Genomic DNA, 19,933 nt, shown 5'->3' with positions numbered 1-19,933 from the left:
CACAATGCTCGATCTGGGCTTGTGGAAGCGGTCACGGGTGCGGCTGGTGCGGCAAACGGAGATCGCCGAGTGCGGCCTCGCCAGCATCGCCATGATCAGCAATTTCCATGGATACGACGTGGATCTTGCGTCGCTGCGACAGCGATTCCCCCCGTCCCTTCGCGGTACGGCCCTTCGGTCGCTCATGGCGACAGCCGACGCCCTGGGCTTCGCCGTTCGCGCCGTGAAGGTGCCCCTCGACGATCTGCCCCATCTCGACCTTCCGGCGATGCTCCACTGGAATCTCAGCCACTACGTCGTGCTCGAACGCTTCAACGGGAAGCGCGCCCTCATCCATGATCCGGACCGTGGAACTCGCTGGGTCGGAAAAGAGGAAATGTCCGACCATTTCACCGGCGTCGCGCTTGAGTTTCGTCTCACCGAAGGGTTCGAGCCGACCCGGGCGAAGCAGCGCCTCCGGCTGTCGCAGCTGTGGTCCAGCATGACCGGCCTCAAACGGGGGCTCCTGCAGTTGGTTCTCCTCAGCCTTGTATTACAAGCGTATGTGATAGCTTCGCCCTATTACATGCAGGTCGCCATCGACACTGCTCTGCCGGCCCTCGACCTTGACTTGCTTGCCGTGCTGGCGGCCGGGTTCGGCCTATTCGCTGTCTTCTACGCCACAGCCAGCCTGCTTCGTTCTTTCGTCCTGTTGGCTTCCGGCACGCAGCTGGCATTCGCGCTGTCGGTGAATATAGCGAGGCGTCTGTTCCGCCTCCCGGTGGATTGGTTCGACAAAAGACACGTCGGCGATGTTCTATCGCGCTTTCAGTCCGTCCAGCCGGTCCAGCAGGCGCTGACCGCCGGCCCTGTGTCCGCTCTCGTCGACGGCAGCCTCGCGCTGTTCACGCTTGTGGTCATGTTCCTCTACAGTGGCGCGCTGGCTCTGATCGCCTTGGCTTCACTCTTCCTCTACGCGGCAACGAGGCTGGTCACTTGGCCAGCCCAGCACCGAGCACAGGAAGCGGCAATCGTCACCGCTGGCAAAGCGCAGAGCGTCATGATCGAAACCCTGCGGGGAATTACGACGCTGCGGCTTTCGAACCGCGAGATGCTTCGTCTCGGCGTGTGGCAATCCTTCTTTGCAGATGCGACGAACGCAGGTGCCGAGCTTCTCCGAGTCGGAAACTGGCAGCAATTCGCACAGCTCCTCGTGTTCGCGGTGGAAGCGATCCTGTCGACATGGCTGGCGGCACGCCTTGTCATCCACGGAGGCTTCAGCCTCGGAATGATGTTCGCATTCATGGCATACAAGCTGCAGTTCCTCACGAAGGCGGCGGCCCTCGTCGATCAATCGGTAACCTTCGGCATGCTTGGGCTCCATCTTCGTCGACTGTCGGACATTGCGGCTGTCCCGGAGGACGTAAGCTTCGGTCCGAGCGCAACGGCGGAGACCCGCCTCGTCGGTCAGATCGAGCTTCGAGAGATCGTTTACCGCTACAGCCCGGTGGATCCGATCGTACTCGACCGTGCCAGCCTCACCATCGAGCCGGGCGAACACATCGCCATCACCGGGCCGTCGGGTTGCGGCAAGTCGACCCTGGCAAAGGTGATCCTTGGATTGGTGGAGCCCAGTGCGGGGGACATTCTCGTCGACGGAATTCCCCTCTCGCGCTTCGGATACAAGAGTTTCCACAATCAGGTGGGCGCCGTGCTTCAGGAGGACAGCCTCTTCGCCGGCAGCCTCGCGGAGAATATTGCGCTTTTTGACGATGCGCCGGATCTTGATCGCGTCATTGAGTCCGCACGCGCGGCTGCCATCCATGATGATATCGCGGCCATGCCGATGGCATACGAGACCTTGGTAGGGGACATGGGATCTACCCTCTCCGGCGGCCAAAAGCAGCGAGTCCTCCTTGCTCGTGCTCTCTACCGACGTCCGCGGCTTCTCCTGATGGACGAGGCCACGTCCCACCTCGACCCGTCTCACGAAGCTGACGTCAACGCTGCCATCTCCGCGCTCGGCATCACGCGTATCGTAATCGCCCACCGGACCGAGACGATCTCGGCCGCGAGCCGAGTCTTCCGCCTCGAAAACGGGCGAATCGAGGCGATCACAGCGGCCCCAGGGGGTCAAAGCGGCTGAACGGCGTGGTAAAACCCGGAGGTCGTTGATGTGGAAATAGGTTAACGCGCTTTGAAGTAGCGCCCCAAACCGAATCGGCCGCTGCCGGCACTCGGTCGTCGAGCAGGCGACGGGCAGGCCAAAGAGCGCCTCGGCAGTGCGCCGACTGGAGCGCTTGGCAACAAGGCAGCGGCGAAGCCGGGAGAGCGGCTAGAGGCTTGAGGTCCATCGGCTCGCCAGCTGCCCGCTCAATCGGCACTGATCAAAACGGCGCTCAAATTATGTCCGTTTCGGCATTAATAATTACCAGTTCCAGGGTCATCGTTGAGGGGGTAATGCTTTGCTGACCATTGTTCGGCCAGACACCGCAAGAACCTCTAGGAACACTGCAGATAAGGAGAAAGCTCGAGGAAAATCGAGATACTCCGAGGTCAGGTTGTTGGCGCCCCGATCAACCCATGCGGTCGTCGCAACCATTGCGATGCCACATCCCGGGAGTTGAGAAAACTAAATCTGCGTGGTACCAACGAGTCGTCGGGGCAAACGGGTGCAGATGGATGCACGCCTCGGGTTAATTGGCTCGATTGTAGCGTTCTCAAGTACCTTTGCCTGGCTGATTGTGCTCAAGCCGCTCGACGGCCTGATACTGCCACACTCTCTCCAGGAGCACGATCAGGGAGGTGTACGACGATGAGCGACACTAGCAACGATCAAGAAAAGCTGCTGAACAATCCTCGCATTCAGGAGCTCCTGCGCCCGACCGTCGCCCTACAGCGCGGCGCCCAAATCGAGCTTGCGCCCGGCTTTCACTGGGACGAGGTGCGGGCGATTCCGGAAGAGCGGCTGCGGGCCGCGTTAAGTTTTCCGGCGCCGGTGGGGCCGCTGGATGCCTTCCGGGGCACTTTCGCTGGCCGGGGCTTCAACCTCATTTTCAGGCCCAACGGAACCGCCACCCCGACGCACCTGCCTGCTCCAGCCAACGGCCCAAGCGACAATATCCTGGAGCTCAACCTGACAGAGGAGACGCTGTCCTTCACGCAAGGAACGCTGGGCAACATTCCAAACCGCGGCTTCGGCAACCAAGCGGATCTCTTTTTGAACGGTGTTCCCTACGTCCAAGCCGTCAACGACGTTACACAAGGGACCCCCGTCGGTATCCATTTCGAGCCGGGAGTCTGGCTCCAGGTGCCCGCGAGCACCATACCCCCGGTGGGCGTCACCGTCGTCAGGATGGCATCGATACCGCACGGGACGACCGTCAACCTCCAGGGAAGCAGCACCAGCACGGCCGGACCGCCGAACATCCCGCCGGTCGATCCTACGCCTTTTTTTACGGCGAACGGCGCGCCCTTCCGCTTCCCGAGCCAGACTGCCGGCGACCCCCACACCTTCCGGATTCCCCAGGATCTCGGGCCGTTCATCGCCAGCGGTCAAATGACGCAGGCACTGCTGGACGACCCGAATAGCTTCCTGCGAAACGCCATCGCTCACCAGAATATCGTCCACACAATTACCATCGAGGTGGCGAGCGCACCGGAGGTCCCGCCGGTCCTGTCCATCCCTTCGCAGGGCGGTGGCAATGCAAACATCGCCTTCCTGACCGCGAATGCCAACATTCCCGCCCACCAGGCCGGTGCGCCGCCCAAGATGTTCGCTGGCGCGAAGTCCACCTTCTGGATCGAGACGGTGGAGCACAAGATCACGATCCCGGTCTTCCGCGAGGGGCAGCCGCCGCTGGTCGTTCCAACGGCGCCCAACCCGCAGCTCGGCATCCCTGCTCAGAGTTTCCTTATCCACCCGCCATTCCCGATCCCGAAGCCGATCACGATCACCGTCCACTCGACCCAAATCCAATATTCGCAGGTGGTCCTGCTTAATTTCGGTCCGCTGAGCTGGCCGCACGTGTCAGTGGCTACCCTCCATTCCACGACGCCAATCGTGCCGCCCTCATCGATCTGGAAGGACGTGCACTAGCGTTCGGAGGGGAAGGACCTTTTTGCGGCCGCTGGTGCGAGTCGGATATCACACGTCCAGGCGTGAGCGCCTGACCGAGCAGGGAATCCATGCATGACACGATACGTGATCGTCGGCGCAGGCGCCGCCGGACTCTATACCGCCTACCGGCTGCTGAGCAGCGGAACCCTCGCCAGCGACGACTCGGTTCAGCTCTACGAATGGTCGGAGCGGCCGGGAGGGCGCATCTATACGTACACGTTCCCGGACGGCTTGTATCCTCCGAACACGAAACCGAACGGCCTCTATTCCGAGTTCGGAGGAATGCGCTTTGCGGTGGACAAGAACTTCCCCGACTCGATCGTTCAGGGCCATGTTCTCGTCCAGACGACGATCGACGCGCTGGGGCTTGCCCACAAGGTTGTCGACTTCGACGAATCGCCTTACCGGCTCTATTACCTTCGCGGCCGGCACGTGTATGAGAACACGCTGACCACCATGCAGTCGCTCCAGGCGCTGCCATACGGGTTCAACGGTCAATTCCTAAACTTCGTCCAGTCGCAGCAAGTCCCCACGCCATACACGGCGGACAACCTTCTCGGGTCGATCGCCGCGCTCTTTGCGCCCAATCTCACCACGAGCAATGCCGATCGAACCAACTGGTGCAAATACTATGCGTCGGGAGCGGTGACGAGCCAGGCAGCCGGCGTCGCCTTCCCCTCGGGAACGCCGATCCGCGATATCGGCTACTGGAACCTTCTCTACGACAAGTTCGGGGACGAAGGCTTCGACTATAGCGCGGATGGCACCGGCTACACCTCGAACGTCATCAACTGGAACGCGGCGGACGCGATGCAGGCCAACAACGATTACGGCTCGAGCACGTTCTACAAGCGCCTTGATGGCGGATACAGCATCCTGTTCGAGACCCTCGCGGACCAGATCAAGACACTCGCGGCCACCTTCCCCGATTCCGGCATATTCTACGGTCAGCAGCTCACCAGCCTGTCGGAGGGCGACGAGGGCCAGACAGTCTGCACCTTCGAAGGCGGTGGCGGAACTCAGACCGTATCTGCCGACCAGCTGTTCCTGGCCATGCCGAAGCGGTCGCTGGAGCTGGTGGCCGACGCCTGCCCCCAAAGCTACATGCTGAACGAGCCCGCCGTCCGGTACTGGCTCGACTCCTCCATCGACCAGCCGGCGATCAAGGTGGTGATGGTCTTCGACGAAGCTTGGTGGACGAGCCCGGAGTGCGTCTACCCGCCCCGGCTGACCGTGCCCGCCGGAGCGCCCGACAGCCAAGGCGTCGGCGGTCCTTCGATAACGGACCTGCCGCTCAGGATGGTCTATTATTTCGGCAACAACATACCGGAGGGACCGGGTACGGAAGGAGGGCCCTACGTTCTCCTCGCCAGCTACGACGACATGAACTATTCGGGCTTCTGGCGCGAACTGGAGATTTCCGGCGATTACCCGGTGCCGCCGCCGACGGTCCGGCAGCCTCTCGTCGGACCCACCGCAGTGCCGGTGGATTCGCCCTTGGCGGCGATCCTCATGAAGCAGCTTGCCGAGTTGCACGGGATGCACACCGACCAGATTCCGACCCCCGCCGCCCTGTATTTCCAGGATTGGGGGCAGGATCCCTATGGCGCCGGCTATCACGGCTGGTCTGCGCACTACAATATCTGCAAGGCGATGGACCATATTCGCGCACCCTACGCCAAGATCCTGCAGAACCCCGATCGCAAGACCTACATCGTGGGCTCCTGCTACTCGTTCGACCAGGCATGGGTCGAAGGCGCGCTGTGCGTCGCGGAATCGGTCCTGCAGGACTTCCTCGGCCTGGCGCCGTTTGCGAGCACGGACTACACCCTGATCTGCACGGCCGGAATGGGTGAGGCAGGGCCTCTCGAAGCGACCCTCAAGGCCACAGCCGCGGATCGCCGCGCGATGCGGCCGAACAGAGCCCATCGCGGCTAGTGCCCTGATGTGTGAATCGACTCGTGAGCTCCACATCCGGTGATTGGGGTGAGGCTGCGCCCGGTTAGCCGAGACTTGTTTCTAATGGATGCTCAGCGTTCGTGAATAGGAGCTTCGCCGCATGATTGATACCTTCGACGTGATAGTCATCGGCGGCGGCGCGATTGGATTGGCAACGGCTTACAATCTCGCCGGGAACAAGGCCAAGACGCTTGTTTTGGAACGCTTTACGTTTCTCAACGAGCTGGGGAGCTCTGCCGGCGTCTCTAGGCAGTTTCGTATTCCGTACCCCGAACCTTACATGGTGGAGATGGCGCTCAAGGCCACTCCCTTGTGGGATGCGCTCCAGGAGGAGACCGACAAGCCTCTGCGGGAATTCGTAGGCACCCTTTGGTTCGGCGACCCCACCGTCCATTCGACCGAGGGGAACATCGGCGCGGCGGAAACCGCCCTCCAGGCAAAGAAGGTGAAGTTCACCACCCTGAAAGCCAGGGACATCGAGGAGCGTTTCAATTTCCGCGACTTGCCATCCACCTATGTCGGGCTATTCCAGCCGAACGGAGCCAGCATTGATCTCAAGGCAACGATCGAGACTCTCCTCCAGGCAAGCCAGGCCTCTCCCCATGTGACGCTGAAGGAGGACTCGCGCGTCGTCGGCATTCGCCAACGCGGCAAGACGTTCGAGGTGAGCACCCGTCACGGTACATATACATGCGAAAAGTTGGTGCTGACGCCCGGGCCCTATATCGACGAAGTGGTCCGCCTGCTCGGCTTCGAAACCAAGCTTATCTACTGGAACATGTCATCGTGCTATTTCAAGAAGACTGATCCAAACGTCACATATCCGACGTGGTTCGTCTTCCAGAACCCGGTCCACACAAACGGCAACCAGTTCTACGGCTTCCCTGAAGTGAGCTGGGACCGCCCCGGCTATATCAGAACTGCGCCGGATTTCGTGATGAAGCCGCTCACCGAGCCCTCACAGCGGACCTCGGTTCCGAACGTCGACGAACTGCGATATACCTCCGAGTGGGTCAGGCGCCACATGCGAGGCCTGGATCCCAAGCCGCATTTCGCGACGACATGCTTTGTCGCTCTGAGTGAAGAACAGAACAAGGAGCTGATTATCGATTTCGCGCCGCCGTACGTACACAACCACACCAACATTGTAATCTACGCAACCGGCTGGGCCGGGAAGTTCGTGCCGTTGATCGGTAGGATCCTTTCCGACCTGACCCTGCACGGGCGCACCGATTATGATATTTCCGAGTTCAGGATGGGCGACAAGATCTTCGCTCCCCTCTAAAGGGGCGACCTTCGTCACTGAACCGCCCGCCAACCTCGGTAAGTTTCCCGCTAATGACCCCATCCTCGAAGATGGGAATGCCACGGATACGCCCAGCTGGACATCCTACCGACGCTGCAAGACCGCGAAAAGAAAAGATACCGCGGGCGCTCGACCAGGCTAGGCACGGCTACATCGACACGCTTCGGCCGTCGCTGGGAGAGATAAGCGGAGCTGTTTCAGGACACCTAGCGCCATCGCTCCATCGTCGCACTAAGACGGAGCGTTCACTCTGATAGGCACACTCCCCATCTCTTCGACAGATGCCGAGGTGCTGTGCAGCGAAGCGCCCTAGCCGCCTCGGCCATCGATGCAGCGAATTAGAGGTCTCGACTGCTCACGATTCTTTGAAGCAGTTGACGATCGAGGTCGGGGGAAGCAGCTTGTGCTCGAAGCGCGCAGGCGAGTCGGTCGATTTTGTGGCCGCCGACTTGGGTCGTTCGCTACGCCGTTGGGGAGGCATGCATGCGCAGGCGCGTCGCTCATAAGCTGTCGGGGATGATCGCGGACGACGCGGATTCCGCCCCGCGCGCCGTTCTGCTGAAGGCGGCGATTGAGCCTGGTGCCGGTGCGGCCGTGACCATTCCGGCAGGGTTTGTCCCGCGCGACTATGCCATCTACCTGCTGCACGTTGCGGCGGAGGTCGAGCATGCGCTGCTTGTCGAATATCTTTTCGCGGCCTACTCGCTCGGCGGCCCGCACGTGCCGGAAGCGCACCGCGACACGGTCCGGGAGTGGCAGACCGTGCTGCTCGGGATCGCGAAGGAGGAGATGGCCCACTTCGTGACGGTGCAGAACGTGCTGCGACTGCTCGGGGCGCCGCTCAACTTCGAGCGCGAGGACTTTCCCTGGGACGTCGATTTCGCACCGTTCGCGTTTTCGCTCGAGCGGCTGAGCGCCGCCTCGCTGGCTCGCTACGTCTACGTCGAATCCCCCGAGCAATGGCCGGCCGATGCCGAGCCGTATCGCAAGGAGATCACCGCGCTCGCCGAAGCCGGGCAGCCGGCGAAGCCGAACCGGGTCGGGAAGCTCTACGAACTCATGATCCAGCTGCTCTCCGATCCTGACCTGGTCCCGGAGAGCGCGTTCCAGGCCTCTACGCTGCCCTACCAGGCGTCGTGGGACGAATGGGGACGCGGGTATCGCGACGGAGCCCGCGGCGCCGCCAGCCCCGGCGACGAAACTCCAGATTTGATTGTGCAGCGGGCGTACTCGCGCGCCAGCGCTGTCGATGCTCTGAAGGCGGTCGCGGCGCAGGGCGAGGCACCGGACCGCGACACAGCGACCGGCCAGCATTCGCACTTCCGGCGCTTCTTCGAGCTGTGGAAGGCATTTCCGAAAGAGGGCAGTTGGCCTGCGGTACGCAGGCTTTGCCCGAACCCGACGACCGTTCGCGGCCTCGAGGGCCTCACCTACATTGCCGATGGGCAGACCCGGCACTGGGCCCATCTGCTCAACCTGCGCTACCGGATGCTGCTCACTTATCTCGCTCACAGCTTCCAGCTTTCGGACGGCTCCGGCCAGCACCCCGACTCCGAGGCGCGGGGCCTCGTCCTCCAAGCGACGTTCGCGGAGATGTACAATCTGCGCGCGGTCTCTAACCTGCTGGTGACGAAGCCCGCCGACGAAGCCGACGGACCTCGCGCCGGCCCACCGTTCGAAATGCCTTATTCGTTAGCGCTTCCAGCTGCGCGTGCCGATGCGTGGCGCCTCCACGTCGACCTAATCGGCGCCGCCAAGATCTTGGTCGAGCGCCTGCGGCCGCACGCTTCGACCGAGGAGAAAGCTTACCTAGACTCGATGGCGGCCATCGACGCCCGACGGCGGGTCGCGCTCGACGAGTTGGTGGAGGGCGCTGGCGGCCGGCGCACCCGCATGGGAGGATGGGCATGAGCATCCTAGAGCTGCGGATATTGCCGCCGATCGCGATCGCCCGCCTCGGCGCCTCGGCCACCCCGCTCGAAAGTTACGATCTGGAGACCCACCCGCACGAGCCGCTCGGCTATCGCCGCATTGTCCCCGCTGAGACCCTGCGGCTGGATCCCCACAGCGGCGAGATCGTCGAAGCGTATGTGCCCGAGGAGGTCCGATTCCGCGACGGCTCCAAGGTCCGACCGGTAGCGCCGTTCCTGGAATTGTGGGCTCGTACCGCGGCCGACGTGCTCGAGCCGCTAACCACCGAGCTGCTTGAAGCGCACGGTCTGACGCCCGCCGACGTGCGCTGGACGATCCACGTCGGCAACGTGAAGATCGCGCGGCGCACCGGGAACCCGGCTGACAGGATTTTTGCGCAAGTGACGCTCCAAGACCATCGGCGCACCGCCCTCGAGGGGACGTGCGACAATTTCCGGCGCGGCAAGCGGCTGCCGCTCGGGCATGTCCAATATGTGAAGCCGAACGCGGGATTTCCCGAGATACGGCTGCGCTACACGCCCGCCGCCGGTCTTGTTTACGGAGCCCAGACGACCCGCAACACCGCAGCCGACGCAGAAGAGCCGGACCCGATTCTCCTCAACGACGAGCAGATCGTCTATGATCCGGACAAGGGCTGGGTGGGGTTCACGGACGGCAATACGCTCGCGCCGCTGCAGACTGAGCCTGGGGCAATCTATGCCGGCTGGTCGGATGCGCAGGGCAACCAGATCAGTTGGGGTTACCTGGACGACGAGTGCGACGGGATCGTCTCGGCCCGGCTGGACGTGCAGGGAAAGACGCTTGAGGCGCAGGCGCGGATCGGCGCTGGCCCGCCGACCTTCGCCCCGGACGCGATCCCGATCCGCACCGTCCATGACGATCTCGACCAATGGCTTCACGGCCCCGACCACGACAAGCCGGCGACCATCGAGGAGGTCGAGGAGATCGTCCGCCGCGCGGTCGAGACGGTGCGGCTGCTCAACACCGCGGCGATGAACGGCAACACGCTTGAGGGCCGGATCAATGCCGCGAGCACCATGGTGCGGCAGGATTCGAACGATTTCGGCCGTTATTACGCGCCGATCATGGCGCCCAGCATCGTGGATCAGCACGCGGTTCTTGCCCTCCACCAGGCAATCCTCGCGGCGGTCCGCAGCGGCACCGGCGCCTGGTTCGCGGACACGTTGCGCAAGCCGGAGGAAGTCGGCGACCTCACCGACCTTGGGCGTCGCAAGATGCCCGGAATGATGCGCGGAGCCGACGGTCGCCACCTGGTGCTGACGCGCCGGCAGATCGCGACCGTCGCTTCGGGCTGTATAGGAACTCTGTTCACTGAGGCCGACGGCAGGAGGAGCGAATGATCATCGAGCCGGCCAATCTGGCAGCGCAGCTCAGCTATCGCGGCCGCGGCAACCCGGCGAATGCGCGCCCTCTCTCCGCGATCTCAAACTGCTTCCCGGGGCTGGAATTCGATTTCCGCACGGCGTGGCGTCGGATGTTCGTCGGCGTCGAGCTCAGCGAGCACAACAATTATGTGGTGAAGGCGCAGGAGCCGTTCCTTCATCTCCAGACGCGGCGCCTGCTCCTGATCGATGACGGGGACGCACTGCGCGCGACCGCAGTCGTCACCACCGGAGTGCAGAATCCGGGGCTACCGGACGGGCCGATCTCGACCGGGGCCAACCCGAACGGCGTGTCGTTCATGGAATGGTCGAACAATCTCGCGCGGCTCTGGTACAGCCAGGGCCACAAGGTCACAGCTTGGTTTGGCCCGCCCGACGCTACCGAGGAAATTGTGCCTCCAGCCAGCACCGATGGCTTGATGAAGGTCGAGCTCCAGATGCGGCACTTCTTCGCCCATAATGCGACGGACGAGCTTACCGCCGTGCTCAACCCAGCACTCGCCGATCCGGGTGAGTTCAGTGAGGGCCTGTGCTCGCCCTGGCAGAACGATTACCGCGAATGCGCCTGCTATTACTGGGCAGCGAGCCGCCCCGATTATGTGAACGTCACCGACACGCCGGAGGGCGTCACGGCCGGTGAGCAGTGGCTCACCAAGGAGCCTACCAGCACCTACGTCCCAGACGACCGGAAGGACCCGCGCCTGTGGTCCTACGACGACCTGTTCAAGGACTGGCAAGGCCATCTGCGCTTCATCATCGGGGGCACCGACGCGCAGGACCGGCGCGATCGCCGCGAGGGCGACTGAGTGGGCGTGGCGGAAGTCCTGTTCAGGGCGGCCCGCCCGCGCTTGGCCGACGCGCATCTGCTCGATCGCGAAGACGGCGCACAACTCTTCCTGGTGGACGGAAGCCGGCTGTTCGACATCGACTCCGACATCGCCGAGGCGGTTCGCGAGGCCTTCGCCGATCCCACCGGCGGATCGCTTCGGGCGCTGATGACGGAATACGGGCTCGAAGGCCGAGGGGCGATTTCCGCGGAGCCCCCGCGCCGCTTCGCGGTCCGCGCCCTTTCCCTCGCTATCGCTCAGAAATGCAACCTCGGCTGCACCTATTGCTACGCTCAGGGCGGCGAGTTCGGGCAGCCCGCCAAGAGCATGACGGAGGAGACCGCCCGTGCCGCAGTCGATCTCCTGTTGGAGGAGACGAAGCCCGGCGAGCGCGCCAACTTGGCCTTCCTCGGGGGCGAGCCCCTCGTCGCCCGCGAGGCGCTCCGCCGCACGACAGTCTACGCCGCAGAGCGCGCCGCCGGCCGTGGCGTCAGGCTGACCTTTTCCATTACGACCAACGGCACCCTGCTCCGCGCCGACGACGCTGCCTTTTTCGAGGAGCACGGCTTTGCCGTCACCCTGAGCCTCGACGGAATCGGAACGGCCCATGACCGGCTTCGGCCATTCAAGACCGGCGCGTCCAGCTACGACCGCATTGTCGAGCGCGCGAAGCCACTGCTAGAGACGCAGCGCCGGATGCAGGTCTCGGCGCGGGTGACCGTGACCCCTGCCAACTTGGCGTTGCGCGAAACCTTGGACGCCTTCGTGGCCCTCGGCTTCCACAGCGTCGGCTTCTCGCCGATGCTGAGCGCGCCGTCGGAGCGCCACGAAATGGAGGCGCGCGATCTCGCGCTCATGCTGGCCGAGATGGTCTCCTGCGCCGACGCCTTCGAAGAACATCTTCGGGCGGGGCGGCGTTATCCGTTCGCGAACCTTCTCAACGCGCTTCGCGAGATTCACAAGGGGACCCATCGCCCCTATCCGTGCGGCGCGGGCGCTGGGTATCTCGGCGTCTCAGCGGACGGAGATCTCGCCGCCTGCCATCGCTTCGTCGGAGATGAGGCGGGAGCGATGGGTGATCTGGTTCGCGGAGTTGACCGCGAGCGCCAGAGCGCCTGGCTGGCCGGACGGCACGTTGATCGGCAGCAACCCTGCAGCGGCTGCTGGGCGAGGTATTTGTGCGGCGGCGGCTGCCATCACGAGACGCTCAGCCGAGGCCGTCCGGCTTGCGACTTCATTCGAGGCTGGCTGCACCATTCGATCAAGGTTTACGGCAGGCTGTCTCGAGACCGCCTGCTCGACCGCGTGCTCTGATGGCCGAAATCAACGCCGATATCGGGATCGTTGGCGGCGGCCCCGCGGGCGCTTGCGCCGCCATGCGGCTTGCTGATCTCGGCCATCGGGTCGTGCTCCTCGAACGAGAGCGATTCCCGCGTGTACATGTCGGCGAGGCGCTCAGCCCCGGGGTCGCGGCGCAGCTCGGCAGTCTCGGCTCGGGCGGCCTGCTCGGTCGGGTCGGCGCATTGCGGTTCGACTCGTCACTAATCCGGTGGGGCGGGGGTTGGGAGGTGCGGCCCGCGCATTGGGATGCGGTCACCGTCGACCGAGGGCGGTTTGATTCAGCGCTGCTGATCGAAGCCGAGCGGCGCGGAGCGATCGTGGTTCAGCCGGCCCGGGCGCGATCGTGTATACGCACCCGCTCCGGGTGGCGCGTCGAAGCCGACGTCGACGGGGGCCGGAAGATCGTCGACTGCGGCTTCCTGATCGACGCCTCCGGCCGGTCAGGGTTTCTGGGCCGCCGCCGCGTGCGGAGTTCCGCCACGTTTGCCCTTCACGCTTATTGGTGCGGCCGGGCCCCGACCCGGCCCGCGGTCGTGGCCGGCGCCGACCATTGGATCTGGGCGGCGCCCGTTCCGGGCCTCGGCTGCTCCATCATGCTGTTCCTCGACAAGGAAGGGCTTCGCCGGCGGCGCGGAGACATTGAAGGAAGCTACCGCGCCGACCTGAAGGCGGCCGGACTGCTGGGCCGCGACGGAGCATGGATGCTGGGCCCGGTGCGCCTCTGCGACTCGAGCGCCTATGAAGGGGACGAGGTCGCCGGCGCCGACTGGCTCAGGATCGGCGAGGCGGCCTTCGCCCTAGACCCTCTCTCAGCATCCGGAGTTCAAAAGGCGATCGCCACCGCTCTCACCGGCGCCATCGTCGCCAACACACTCCTACGCCGGCCAGGGAATGCAGCGCTGGCGCTCGATTTCTATCGCTCCGAGCAAAAACGGACGTTCCGGAGGCACCTTGCCTGGGCCGGTGCCGTCTACGCTGAGAATCGGAGCGGCTTAGGCAGTTCGTTTTGGGAAGTGCGATCGGCCAGCGCGCAACCTGAGGGCCCGACCGGTCCAATGAGGCCGTTGGCGCCGGCGGAGAAACTTGTCCTTTCCGCCGAGGCCCGGTTCGAGGCGGTGGCGACGATCGGGCCCACATTCATCGAGGCGAGGCCGGGTATCGTTCCTCCGGCGGACGGGCGGCCAATTGCCTTCCTCGGTGGGATCGAGCTGGCACCCTTCCTCAGCCGCCACCTGCCCGCCAGCGCCGCCGATCTCGCTAAGCGCCTAGCCATCCCGGCGCCCTACCACTCACTAAAGCGGCTCATTGAACTCGGCATCCTGAGCCGAAGTGCAACGCCGTCCTCCGACACAGCCCCTTAGAAAGGGAAAAGCATGCCTTACCAGACGAGCGTCGATACCGGCAACAATCAGACGGATTGGAGCGGCTTGCTGTGGCGGACAAGTACCCTGGACTGGCAGGCCGCTCAGCGCGCCGCCACAATCGATCCAAGAGTGGATTTTTTCCTCTACTTCCGAACGGCGGCGACAGTTCCCGGCCAAGGCTCATTCCAAGCCGGCGACGTCCTGTTTTTCGCTGGATCTCCGGCACCTGGAGTGCTTCCGGGCTGCGACCTCTACACCAAGGACTTTTTCGCCACCGCCTACGTCCAGGCGAACGACCAAAGGCTGGTCAATGTCGGTTGCTACACACTCGCCGATGGCCGAGAATTTTTCGACATCGCCTGCATTTTCGCCGCCAATATCGGCTGGAATCACGTAGACGGGGGCGCGAAGCTAACCTTCAACGACAGCGTCTCGGCGGCACTCGCCAGCGGCGATATACAGGCGCTCCAGTCGAAGGGCATCGTCGTCCTGCTGAGCATCCTCAACGATCACGCCTCTACGGGATGGTCCGAGTTCAGCAACGAGGTCGACGTCAGGAATTTCGTCTCCCAAGTGGTCGAGTGCGTCGAAACCTATGGTCTCGACGGCATTGACATCGACGACGAGTATTCAGCCGGGACGCCGGTTGCTGATTCCCTCGGGTGGGTAACCACCCTTCTTCGACAGGCGTTGCCGGGCAAGATAGTCTCGAAAGCCCTGTGGCAAGACTCACAATTCTTCCAGGCGAGTTGGAACGGCCACACGCTGGCGGAGAATCTCAGCTTCGGCTGGGAGATGAGTTATGGTGGCGACGGCGCATCGCGCCTCGATCCATATCTCCGCGACGGCATGGTGAAGGCGCAGCTTGCTGCGGGGGTCACCCTTGATAATTACGATAAGAGCGCAGCAGAGGTGCTTGCCACCTTCATCCGAAGCAATGGATTTGGAGGCATAATGATCTTCGACGTGGGGACGGACTCGGGAGAGGCGCTGAGCGACATCTCCAATGTCCTGTGGGGTCAGCAGACCATCAGTGATTCGCGCTGCTTCCATCAGTGGCTGCCGCTTCAAGGCGCTGCCGCGATGACGGCCATCGATCAGGCGGAGGCGACCGGCGCTGAATGACGACGAAGCGCCTTTGGCCACAAGGGACGAGCTCCACCGGTAAGGCTGCGCTTCAAACATCCGGCCGGAACGACGGTTGGCTGAGCGTACTCTCCAGGATCGACGTGCGGCGCCAGGCCGTGTCGATGTTCCCTAAACGGGCGACGGAGAGAAGTCGTGACCTACACAGGTCTCCGCGTCACGCTCGATAATCCGTTGAGCAACCTTTTCGGCGGGCTTCACGCAAAAAAAGGACCCCCTTGATCATCGATCTGAACAAGGAGGGCCTTACGTTCACCTCATTCAGCACGAACCATGCGGCCTTCGACTTCAACGGGATGGCGTGCGGGAAAGAACCGGCTGGGTCGGTCCCAAAGACGGCATCGGATATCTGAGTCACCTCGAAGGCTAGATCCTGCCGCACCCTTGGGCTGCACGGGCAAGTGGTCGGGCCATGCGTGCGGATGGAGGCGGCCTTCCCGGCGCCGGCGAGTTGGTCGAGGATCTCCCGCACCTCGGCCACGGTGCGCCGCTCCCCGCGCTCCGCCGCCTCCACCATCGCCTTGAACCCCAAGATATCGATGAAGGCGACGAACTTTTCTTGAAACTCGTGAGACATGGAAGGTTCAATAAAGGCTGGAACGAGCCAGCAAAATCCACTGAGAGCAGCGCTTCCTGCCCGCGAAGCCCAATCGGCGCGTGAACGCGGCGGGGGCCTACACGAGGGAGTGCCATACGAAAGGTTCATGACTCTGTCGTGACGCGTCGACCCGCCTTGCGCAGCCAAAAAGATCACTACTGCGGCGGGTGACCTCGGCCTCCAGTGCTCAGGCAGGAACAGAAAGTTTGTCCACCGCTCCAAACACCACTTAGCACGCTCAGGGCGTCGCCCCCCTCATAACAAGCCCGACCAAAAAAATAGGACAATCATCAGGATCAGAAGGACAAAAATTAAGAGTAACACCCACCAATAGGACTTCTTTTTCCCGGCTTGCGGAGATCCGCCCTGGTTTGGTGGCGAGTCGAGCAACCCGTGCGGCCCGGCGCCCCAAGGCGAGGCACGAACGCTGTCGGGGTCGGCGCCGAAGGCGGCGATCCGTTCGCGCAGCTGCGCGACAATGCGCATCAGGACCTTGGTCCAGGGATCGCCCGCCGGCAGCCTGGAGAGGCTGTGCTGAAGTATCGCATACTCATCCTTGTCGCGCGCGAGGAGCCAGCCGTGATCTCGATTGATCTCGATGCGTACCTCGAACGAGCCGAGAAGCTTACCCGTCGGCGCGAACTGCCGAGCGACGATCTTGTGGCGCTCGCCATGGCGAACGCCTGCCGGTAGCCGCGCCGTGAGGAGCCCCGACACACGGTGGGCCGCCCGAGCCGTCGGCAGTGGCAGGAATGCGTATTCGCCCGCGACCTGGCAACGGAGAGTATTGCCGTCGACGGCTTGCCACGTCTGCGCATGCGCTGCGGGAACGAGCGCGAGAATATCGGCTGCCGCGATGCCGGGCAGGTAGGTGTCCACGACCGAGCCGGCCGGGAGGCTGTCCCACCAGAGACAAAGGCCTTGGCGCCTCGGTGGCAGCCTTCCCTGCGTCGCGAAGGTGGGCGTCGCCACCGCTGGTGCGGCGATCTCGAAACTATGTTGTACCGTCCGCGTCTCTGGCCGCCCGGGATTGGCGGACCAGACGAGCGCCAGGTTGCGCTGGGCCAGCTTGTCCGATGTCGCGGGCGTGTCCCCCGGCCGCGGCAGATCCGGCGCAGCTGCATCCAGCTTGTAGTGAACCTCGGCCACCAGACACTGGTGCGTGCCGGCGACGAGCTCCTGGATGCTGCGAAGGTCGCCCGCCGGCACGCCCGCAAAGCTGGTGGCATTTCCGGGATTGGCGGGGAAGCGATGGTCGTCCGGCTGGTTTATATCCAGCCAGCAGCCGAAATAGGCGATTTCCTCGGCTGGCGCCGCGGGCATGTCGCGCCGGTTCGGCGGATCCTGCTGCAGGATCATGTTCTGGCTCGGAGTGACGCGGCCGTGCGCGAAGAACGGGATCGACATCAGCTCGGCGCCCTGCGTCCCCAGCAGGGCAATCGCATCGAGCCCTGTGGTGTGCCGCCGGAAAATCGTTGCGGTGTCGAACACGAGCGACGGAGTCATAGTACGGAAGAGCCGGAACATGACGCGGACCCCGTCGGTCGGGACGGCTGCACTCCTCAGGCGCACTCGCGCGACCGCGAAATTATGCACGCGAGGACCGGTTGCTGTCCCGTCCGTGGTGGGAGCGAGGAGGAGGGCGGAGGAGGCTTCCAGCGGCGAGATGGTGCCGAACATCGTCGAGCCAAGGGTCGCGCTCGTGTTCAAGTTCTGGACCAACGTTGTGATATAATCCGTCGGACCCGTCCAAACATGGCCCGGGAGCCAGGTAGGCGAGTTGCCCTCGATCACCCGGAACACGCGGAGGTCGTCGCTCAGATAGGATGGCTCGCCATCGAGGATGAACGGGCTGGGTTCCATGACGAGCTCGATCGTGCCCGTCGCGCTCCAGGGTCCGGAGGCAAGCGTGACGGTGAGCGTCCGCAAATCGTCCCCGGCCATTCCGGTGAAGGCGGCCGTGCCATCGAACTGCACATCGAAGGCGAAGACCGTCCGCTGAATGAGCTGGGGGCTGTCGGACAGCTCAAGCGCCGGATTGGGTGGGGGTCCCGCGGAGAGGCTGGCGGTAACGCCCGTCCCCGAGATGGCAAGCGTCGGCGTAAGGCCCATGACCTCATTGGGGATGAAGCCGTCGAATACCGCATAGATGGCTCGGTGATAGACGGCCTGGTGCGTTGCCGGATCCTCGGTGAGCTCGACGTCGTAGATGCTGAACACCGACCGGTCGAAGTCGAGCGAGACGGTCTGCTGTCCGAACCTGATGGTTGCAGCCTGGCTGCAGGGGACGCCGCCGCTGTCGAGCAGCCAGAGCATGTAATAGCCAGGCGGCGCGATCGAAGGATCGGGCGGCGCAAGCACCTCGAGGTTCCCGGCCTGAGTCTGCGTAAATTCCAGCCCAACATAACGCTGATCATAGTTGAAGGCATGGGTCGCTCCGCCAAACCGGATGGCCGCGACCCGGGAAATATCCGGGAAGGGGCTGCCCGCCGCGATTGCGTAGGCGACGACGAAGCTTTCGCCGTACGAGGCGGAGGGCGGCGCGCTCGTGATGGAGGGGCGATGCGGCGCGCTGATATAGTCGGGCTCGAAAACCTCCATCCGGAACTCGGCGCTCCCGGCACCGAACACCCCGTTGATCTCCGATCCTGCGGTCAGGACCCGCCCGTCGAGCATCAGCAGTGCGTTCGAATGATAGCCGCGCGTGATCGCCGCGGGCGTATCCGTCAGCGCCGTCCACTGACCGGTGGTAGGCGAAAAGATTTCCGGCACCCGAACGCCGAAGGTCTGGTCGTAGTCGGCCGACGCGGTGGTATTGTTCCAGACGTTCAGGCCCCCGCTGACGAAGACGTCGCCAGTCGGAAGGAGAACCGCCATCGCGTGGGAGCGAGGGGGAACGACGTGGGTCGCGCCCTGCAGGAAGAAGGCGGAGCGTGCCGCCGTCGGCACCCAGGATGCACCGGCCTCCGAGCCCGCCGGGAAGGTCGCCCGCAGGGCCTGAACGCCACCGCACAGCAGGATGTCGACCTGATAGCCTGTCTCCGGGAGCAACGGCAGAAGCACCGATGACGTCGGTTGCGCGGCGGTCGTCGCATCGAGATACCAGCCGTCCACAAGCTGAGGACCTGGAAATGACGCCGTCACGGTCTGCGACTCCGGGTCGTAGACGAGCGACTTCCCCGCAAGCGCGCCCGTGTCATCGATCGACCCGTTATCCGGCGAGGTGAAGAGCGGCTGGACGATGAGGAGCTTGCCACCGGGCAGGACGTGCACGCGCGGGTAGAACACCTCGTAATCATGAAGAAAGCTCTCGCCCAGGCCGGCTGGTACGTTCAGCTGCGCCCAACTGTCCGACGAGGGACTATAGCGGTCAGGAGTCGAGTTGTTGTGGCGATCGTCGTCTTCGCTCGCAGGATAGTCGCTGATCGCCGCTTCATCGAAGGAGGGCGGATAGACGCGAGGGTGTCCGCAGAGCGCCAACACCGAGCCATCCGCAAGCGTTACCAGACTTGGATACCAGCGCCCTCCGCCGACATCGCTGCCGGGTTGCGGGTTCATGAGGCCGAGGGCCCTCCAGGGAGAAGCCGCATTGGGATCGAAGGCAAAGGCTTCTCGCAATCCGCCCCAGTGACCTTCATGCGGGTTCGAACCGGCCGGAATCCCCATGATACTCGTGCCGCCGCCGATAAGGAGGCGCCCGTCGGCCAGCAAGGCATGGCCCGAACAGAAGAGATCGTAGAAGTGATTTGGATTGAGTCCGCTCGGCCCGGTGGGTGAGCCGGCCGGCGTTGCCGTGCGGGAGGCATAGTCGAGTAAGGCGCTATGATCGACGTTGCCGGTGTTGTGGTTTGTGCCGTCCCAACGATTCCCGGAGAAGTAAATGACGGAGCCGAGCGCGCCGTGTGGCAAGAGCGCCATATGAACAGCGTGAGACTTGAGATTGTCCGCGCTCCCCGCC

The 19,933-nt window shown here is 63.7% G+C and carries 12 protein-coding genes; 10 read left to right on the top strand and 2 right to left on the bottom strand.

Going from position 1 to position 19,933, the window contains the following annotated elements; all coding sequences use genetic code 11:
- The first annotated feature begins 4 nt into the window (after positions 1–4).
- The 10 genes from VGC56_RS12135 (at position 5) to VGC56_RS12090 (ending at position 15,356) form a co-directional block, all read left to right on the top strand.
- Positions 5–2,125, top strand: a complete 2,121-nt coding sequence (locus tag VGC56_RS12135; protein ID WP_464125182.1) for a peptidase domain-containing ABC transporter — start codon at positions 5–7, stop codon at positions 2,123–2,125.
- Positions 2,126–2,794: 669 nt separating this feature from the next.
- Positions 2,795–4,078 carry a heme-binding protein gene (locus VGC56_RS12130; RefSeq protein WP_464125180.1) on the top strand — a complete coding sequence of 428 codons (1,284 nt, stop codon included), beginning with the start codon at positions 2,795–2,797 and terminating at the stop codon, positions 4,076–4,078.
- A gap of 93 nt (positions 4,079–4,171) precedes the next feature.
- A complete protein-coding gene (locus VGC56_RS12125; RefSeq protein WP_464125178.1) occupies positions 4,172–6,037 on the top strand; it encodes a flavin monoamine oxidase family protein in 1,866 nt (621 codons plus the stop codon).
- 121 nt (positions 6,038–6,158) lie between these two features.
- A complete protein-coding gene (locus VGC56_RS12120) occupies positions 6,159–7,343 on the top strand; it encodes an FAD-dependent oxidoreductase (protein WP_464125176.1) in 1,185 nt (394 codons plus the stop codon).
- Positions 7,344–7,847: 504 nt separating this feature from the next.
- Positions 7,848–9,275 (top strand): ferritin-like domain-containing protein, encoded by a 1,428-nt coding sequence (locus tag VGC56_RS12115; RefSeq protein WP_464125174.1) that lies wholly within the window; start codon positions 7,848–7,850, stop codon positions 9,273–9,275.
- A complete protein-coding gene (locus VGC56_RS12110) occupies positions 9,272–10,657 on the top strand; it encodes a hypothetical protein (protein ID WP_464125173.1) in 1,386 nt (461 codons plus the stop codon). The genes VGC56_RS12115 and VGC56_RS12110 overlap by 4 nt, the downstream gene beginning before the upstream one ends.
- Positions 10,654–11,505, top strand: a complete 852-nt coding sequence (locus VGC56_RS12105; RefSeq protein WP_464125171.1) for a hypothetical protein — start codon at positions 10,654–10,656, stop codon at positions 11,503–11,505. The genes VGC56_RS12110 and VGC56_RS12105 overlap by 4 nt, the downstream gene beginning before the upstream one ends.
- Before the next feature lie 6 nt (positions 11,506–11,511).
- On the top strand, positions 11,512–12,840 hold the full coding sequence (locus VGC56_RS12100; RefSeq protein ID WP_464125169.1) for a radical SAM protein: 1,329 nt from the start codon (positions 11,512–11,514) through the stop codon (positions 12,838–12,840).
- A complete protein-coding gene (gene qhpG / locus VGC56_RS12095) occupies positions 12,840–14,228 on the top strand; it encodes a flavin-dependent monooxygenase QhpG (RefSeq protein ID WP_464125168.1) in 1,389 nt (462 codons plus the stop codon). The genes VGC56_RS12100 and qhpG overlap by 1 nt, the downstream gene beginning before the upstream one ends.
- A gap of 12 nt (positions 14,229–14,240) precedes the next feature.
- Positions 14,241–15,356 carry a glycosyl hydrolase family 18 protein gene (locus tag VGC56_RS12090; RefSeq protein WP_464125166.1) on the top strand — a complete coding sequence of 372 codons (1,116 nt, stop codon included), beginning with the start codon at positions 14,241–14,243 and terminating at the stop codon, positions 15,354–15,356.
- A 178-nt stretch (positions 15,357–15,534) separates the two neighbouring features.
- Here VGC56_RS12090 and VGC56_RS12085 read toward each other — a convergent pair whose 3' ends face one another.
- Both VGC56_RS12085 and VGC56_RS12080 read right to left on the bottom strand, forming a co-directional pair.
- Positions 15,535–15,954: a hypothetical protein gene (locus VGC56_RS12085; protein ID WP_464125165.1), complete on the bottom strand. Its 420-nt coding sequence runs from the start codon at positions 15,952–15,954 to the stop codon at positions 15,535–15,537.
- Between the two features lie 276 nt (positions 15,955–16,230).
- Positions 16,231–19,893, bottom strand: a complete 3,663-nt coding sequence (locus VGC56_RS12080) for a galactose oxidase-like domain-containing protein (RefSeq protein ID WP_464125163.1) — start codon at positions 19,891–19,893, stop codon at positions 16,231–16,233.
- Between the last annotated feature and the right edge of the window lie 40 nt (positions 19,894–19,933).

The sequence above is a fragment of the Allosphingosinicella sp. genome, assembly GCF_036403745.1.
Classification (GTDB): domain Bacteria; phylum Pseudomonadota; class Alphaproteobacteria; order Sphingomonadales; family Sphingomonadaceae; genus Allosphingosinicella.
Note: the sequence above shows the minus strand (reverse complement) of the source record. Positions and strands in the feature narration are given on the sequence as shown.

Coding starts and splice junctions, on each gene's coding strand:
- VGC56_RS12135 (WP_464125182.1), top strand. CDS start 5: ATGCTCGATCTGGGCTTGTGGAAGCGGTCACGGGTGCGGCTGGTGCGG.
- VGC56_RS12130 (WP_464125180.1), top strand. CDS start 2,795: ATGAGCGACACTAGCAACGATCAAGAAAAGCTGCTGAACAATCCTCGC.
- VGC56_RS12125 (WP_464125178.1), top strand. CDS start 4,172: ATGACACGATACGTGATCGTCGGCGCAGGCGCCGCCGGACTCTATACC.
- VGC56_RS12120 (WP_464125176.1), top strand. CDS start 6,159: ATGATTGATACCTTCGACGTGATAGTCATCGGCGGCGGCGCGATTGGA.
- VGC56_RS12115 (WP_464125174.1), top strand. CDS start 7,848: ATGCGCAGGCGCGTCGCTCATAAGCTGTCGGGGATGATCGCGGACGAC.
- VGC56_RS12110 (WP_464125173.1), top strand. CDS start 9,272: ATGAGCATCCTAGAGCTGCGGATATTGCCGCCGATCGCGATCGCCCGC.
- VGC56_RS12105 (WP_464125171.1), top strand. CDS start 10,654: ATGATCATCGAGCCGGCCAATCTGGCAGCGCAGCTCAGCTATCGCGGC.
- qhpG (WP_464125168.1), top strand. CDS start 12,840: ATGGCCGAAATCAACGCCGATATCGGGATCGTTGGCGGCGGCCCCGCG.
- VGC56_RS12090 (WP_464125166.1), top strand. CDS start 14,241: ATGCCTTACCAGACGAGCGTCGATACCGGCAACAATCAGACGGATTGG.
- VGC56_RS12085 (WP_464125165.1), bottom strand. CDS start 15,954: ATGTCTCACGAGTTTCAAGAAAAGTTCGTCGCCTTCATCGATATCTTG.
- VGC56_RS12080 (WP_464125163.1), bottom strand. CDS start 19,893: ATGGCGCTCTTGCCACACGGCGCGCTCGGCTCCGTCATTTACTTCTCC.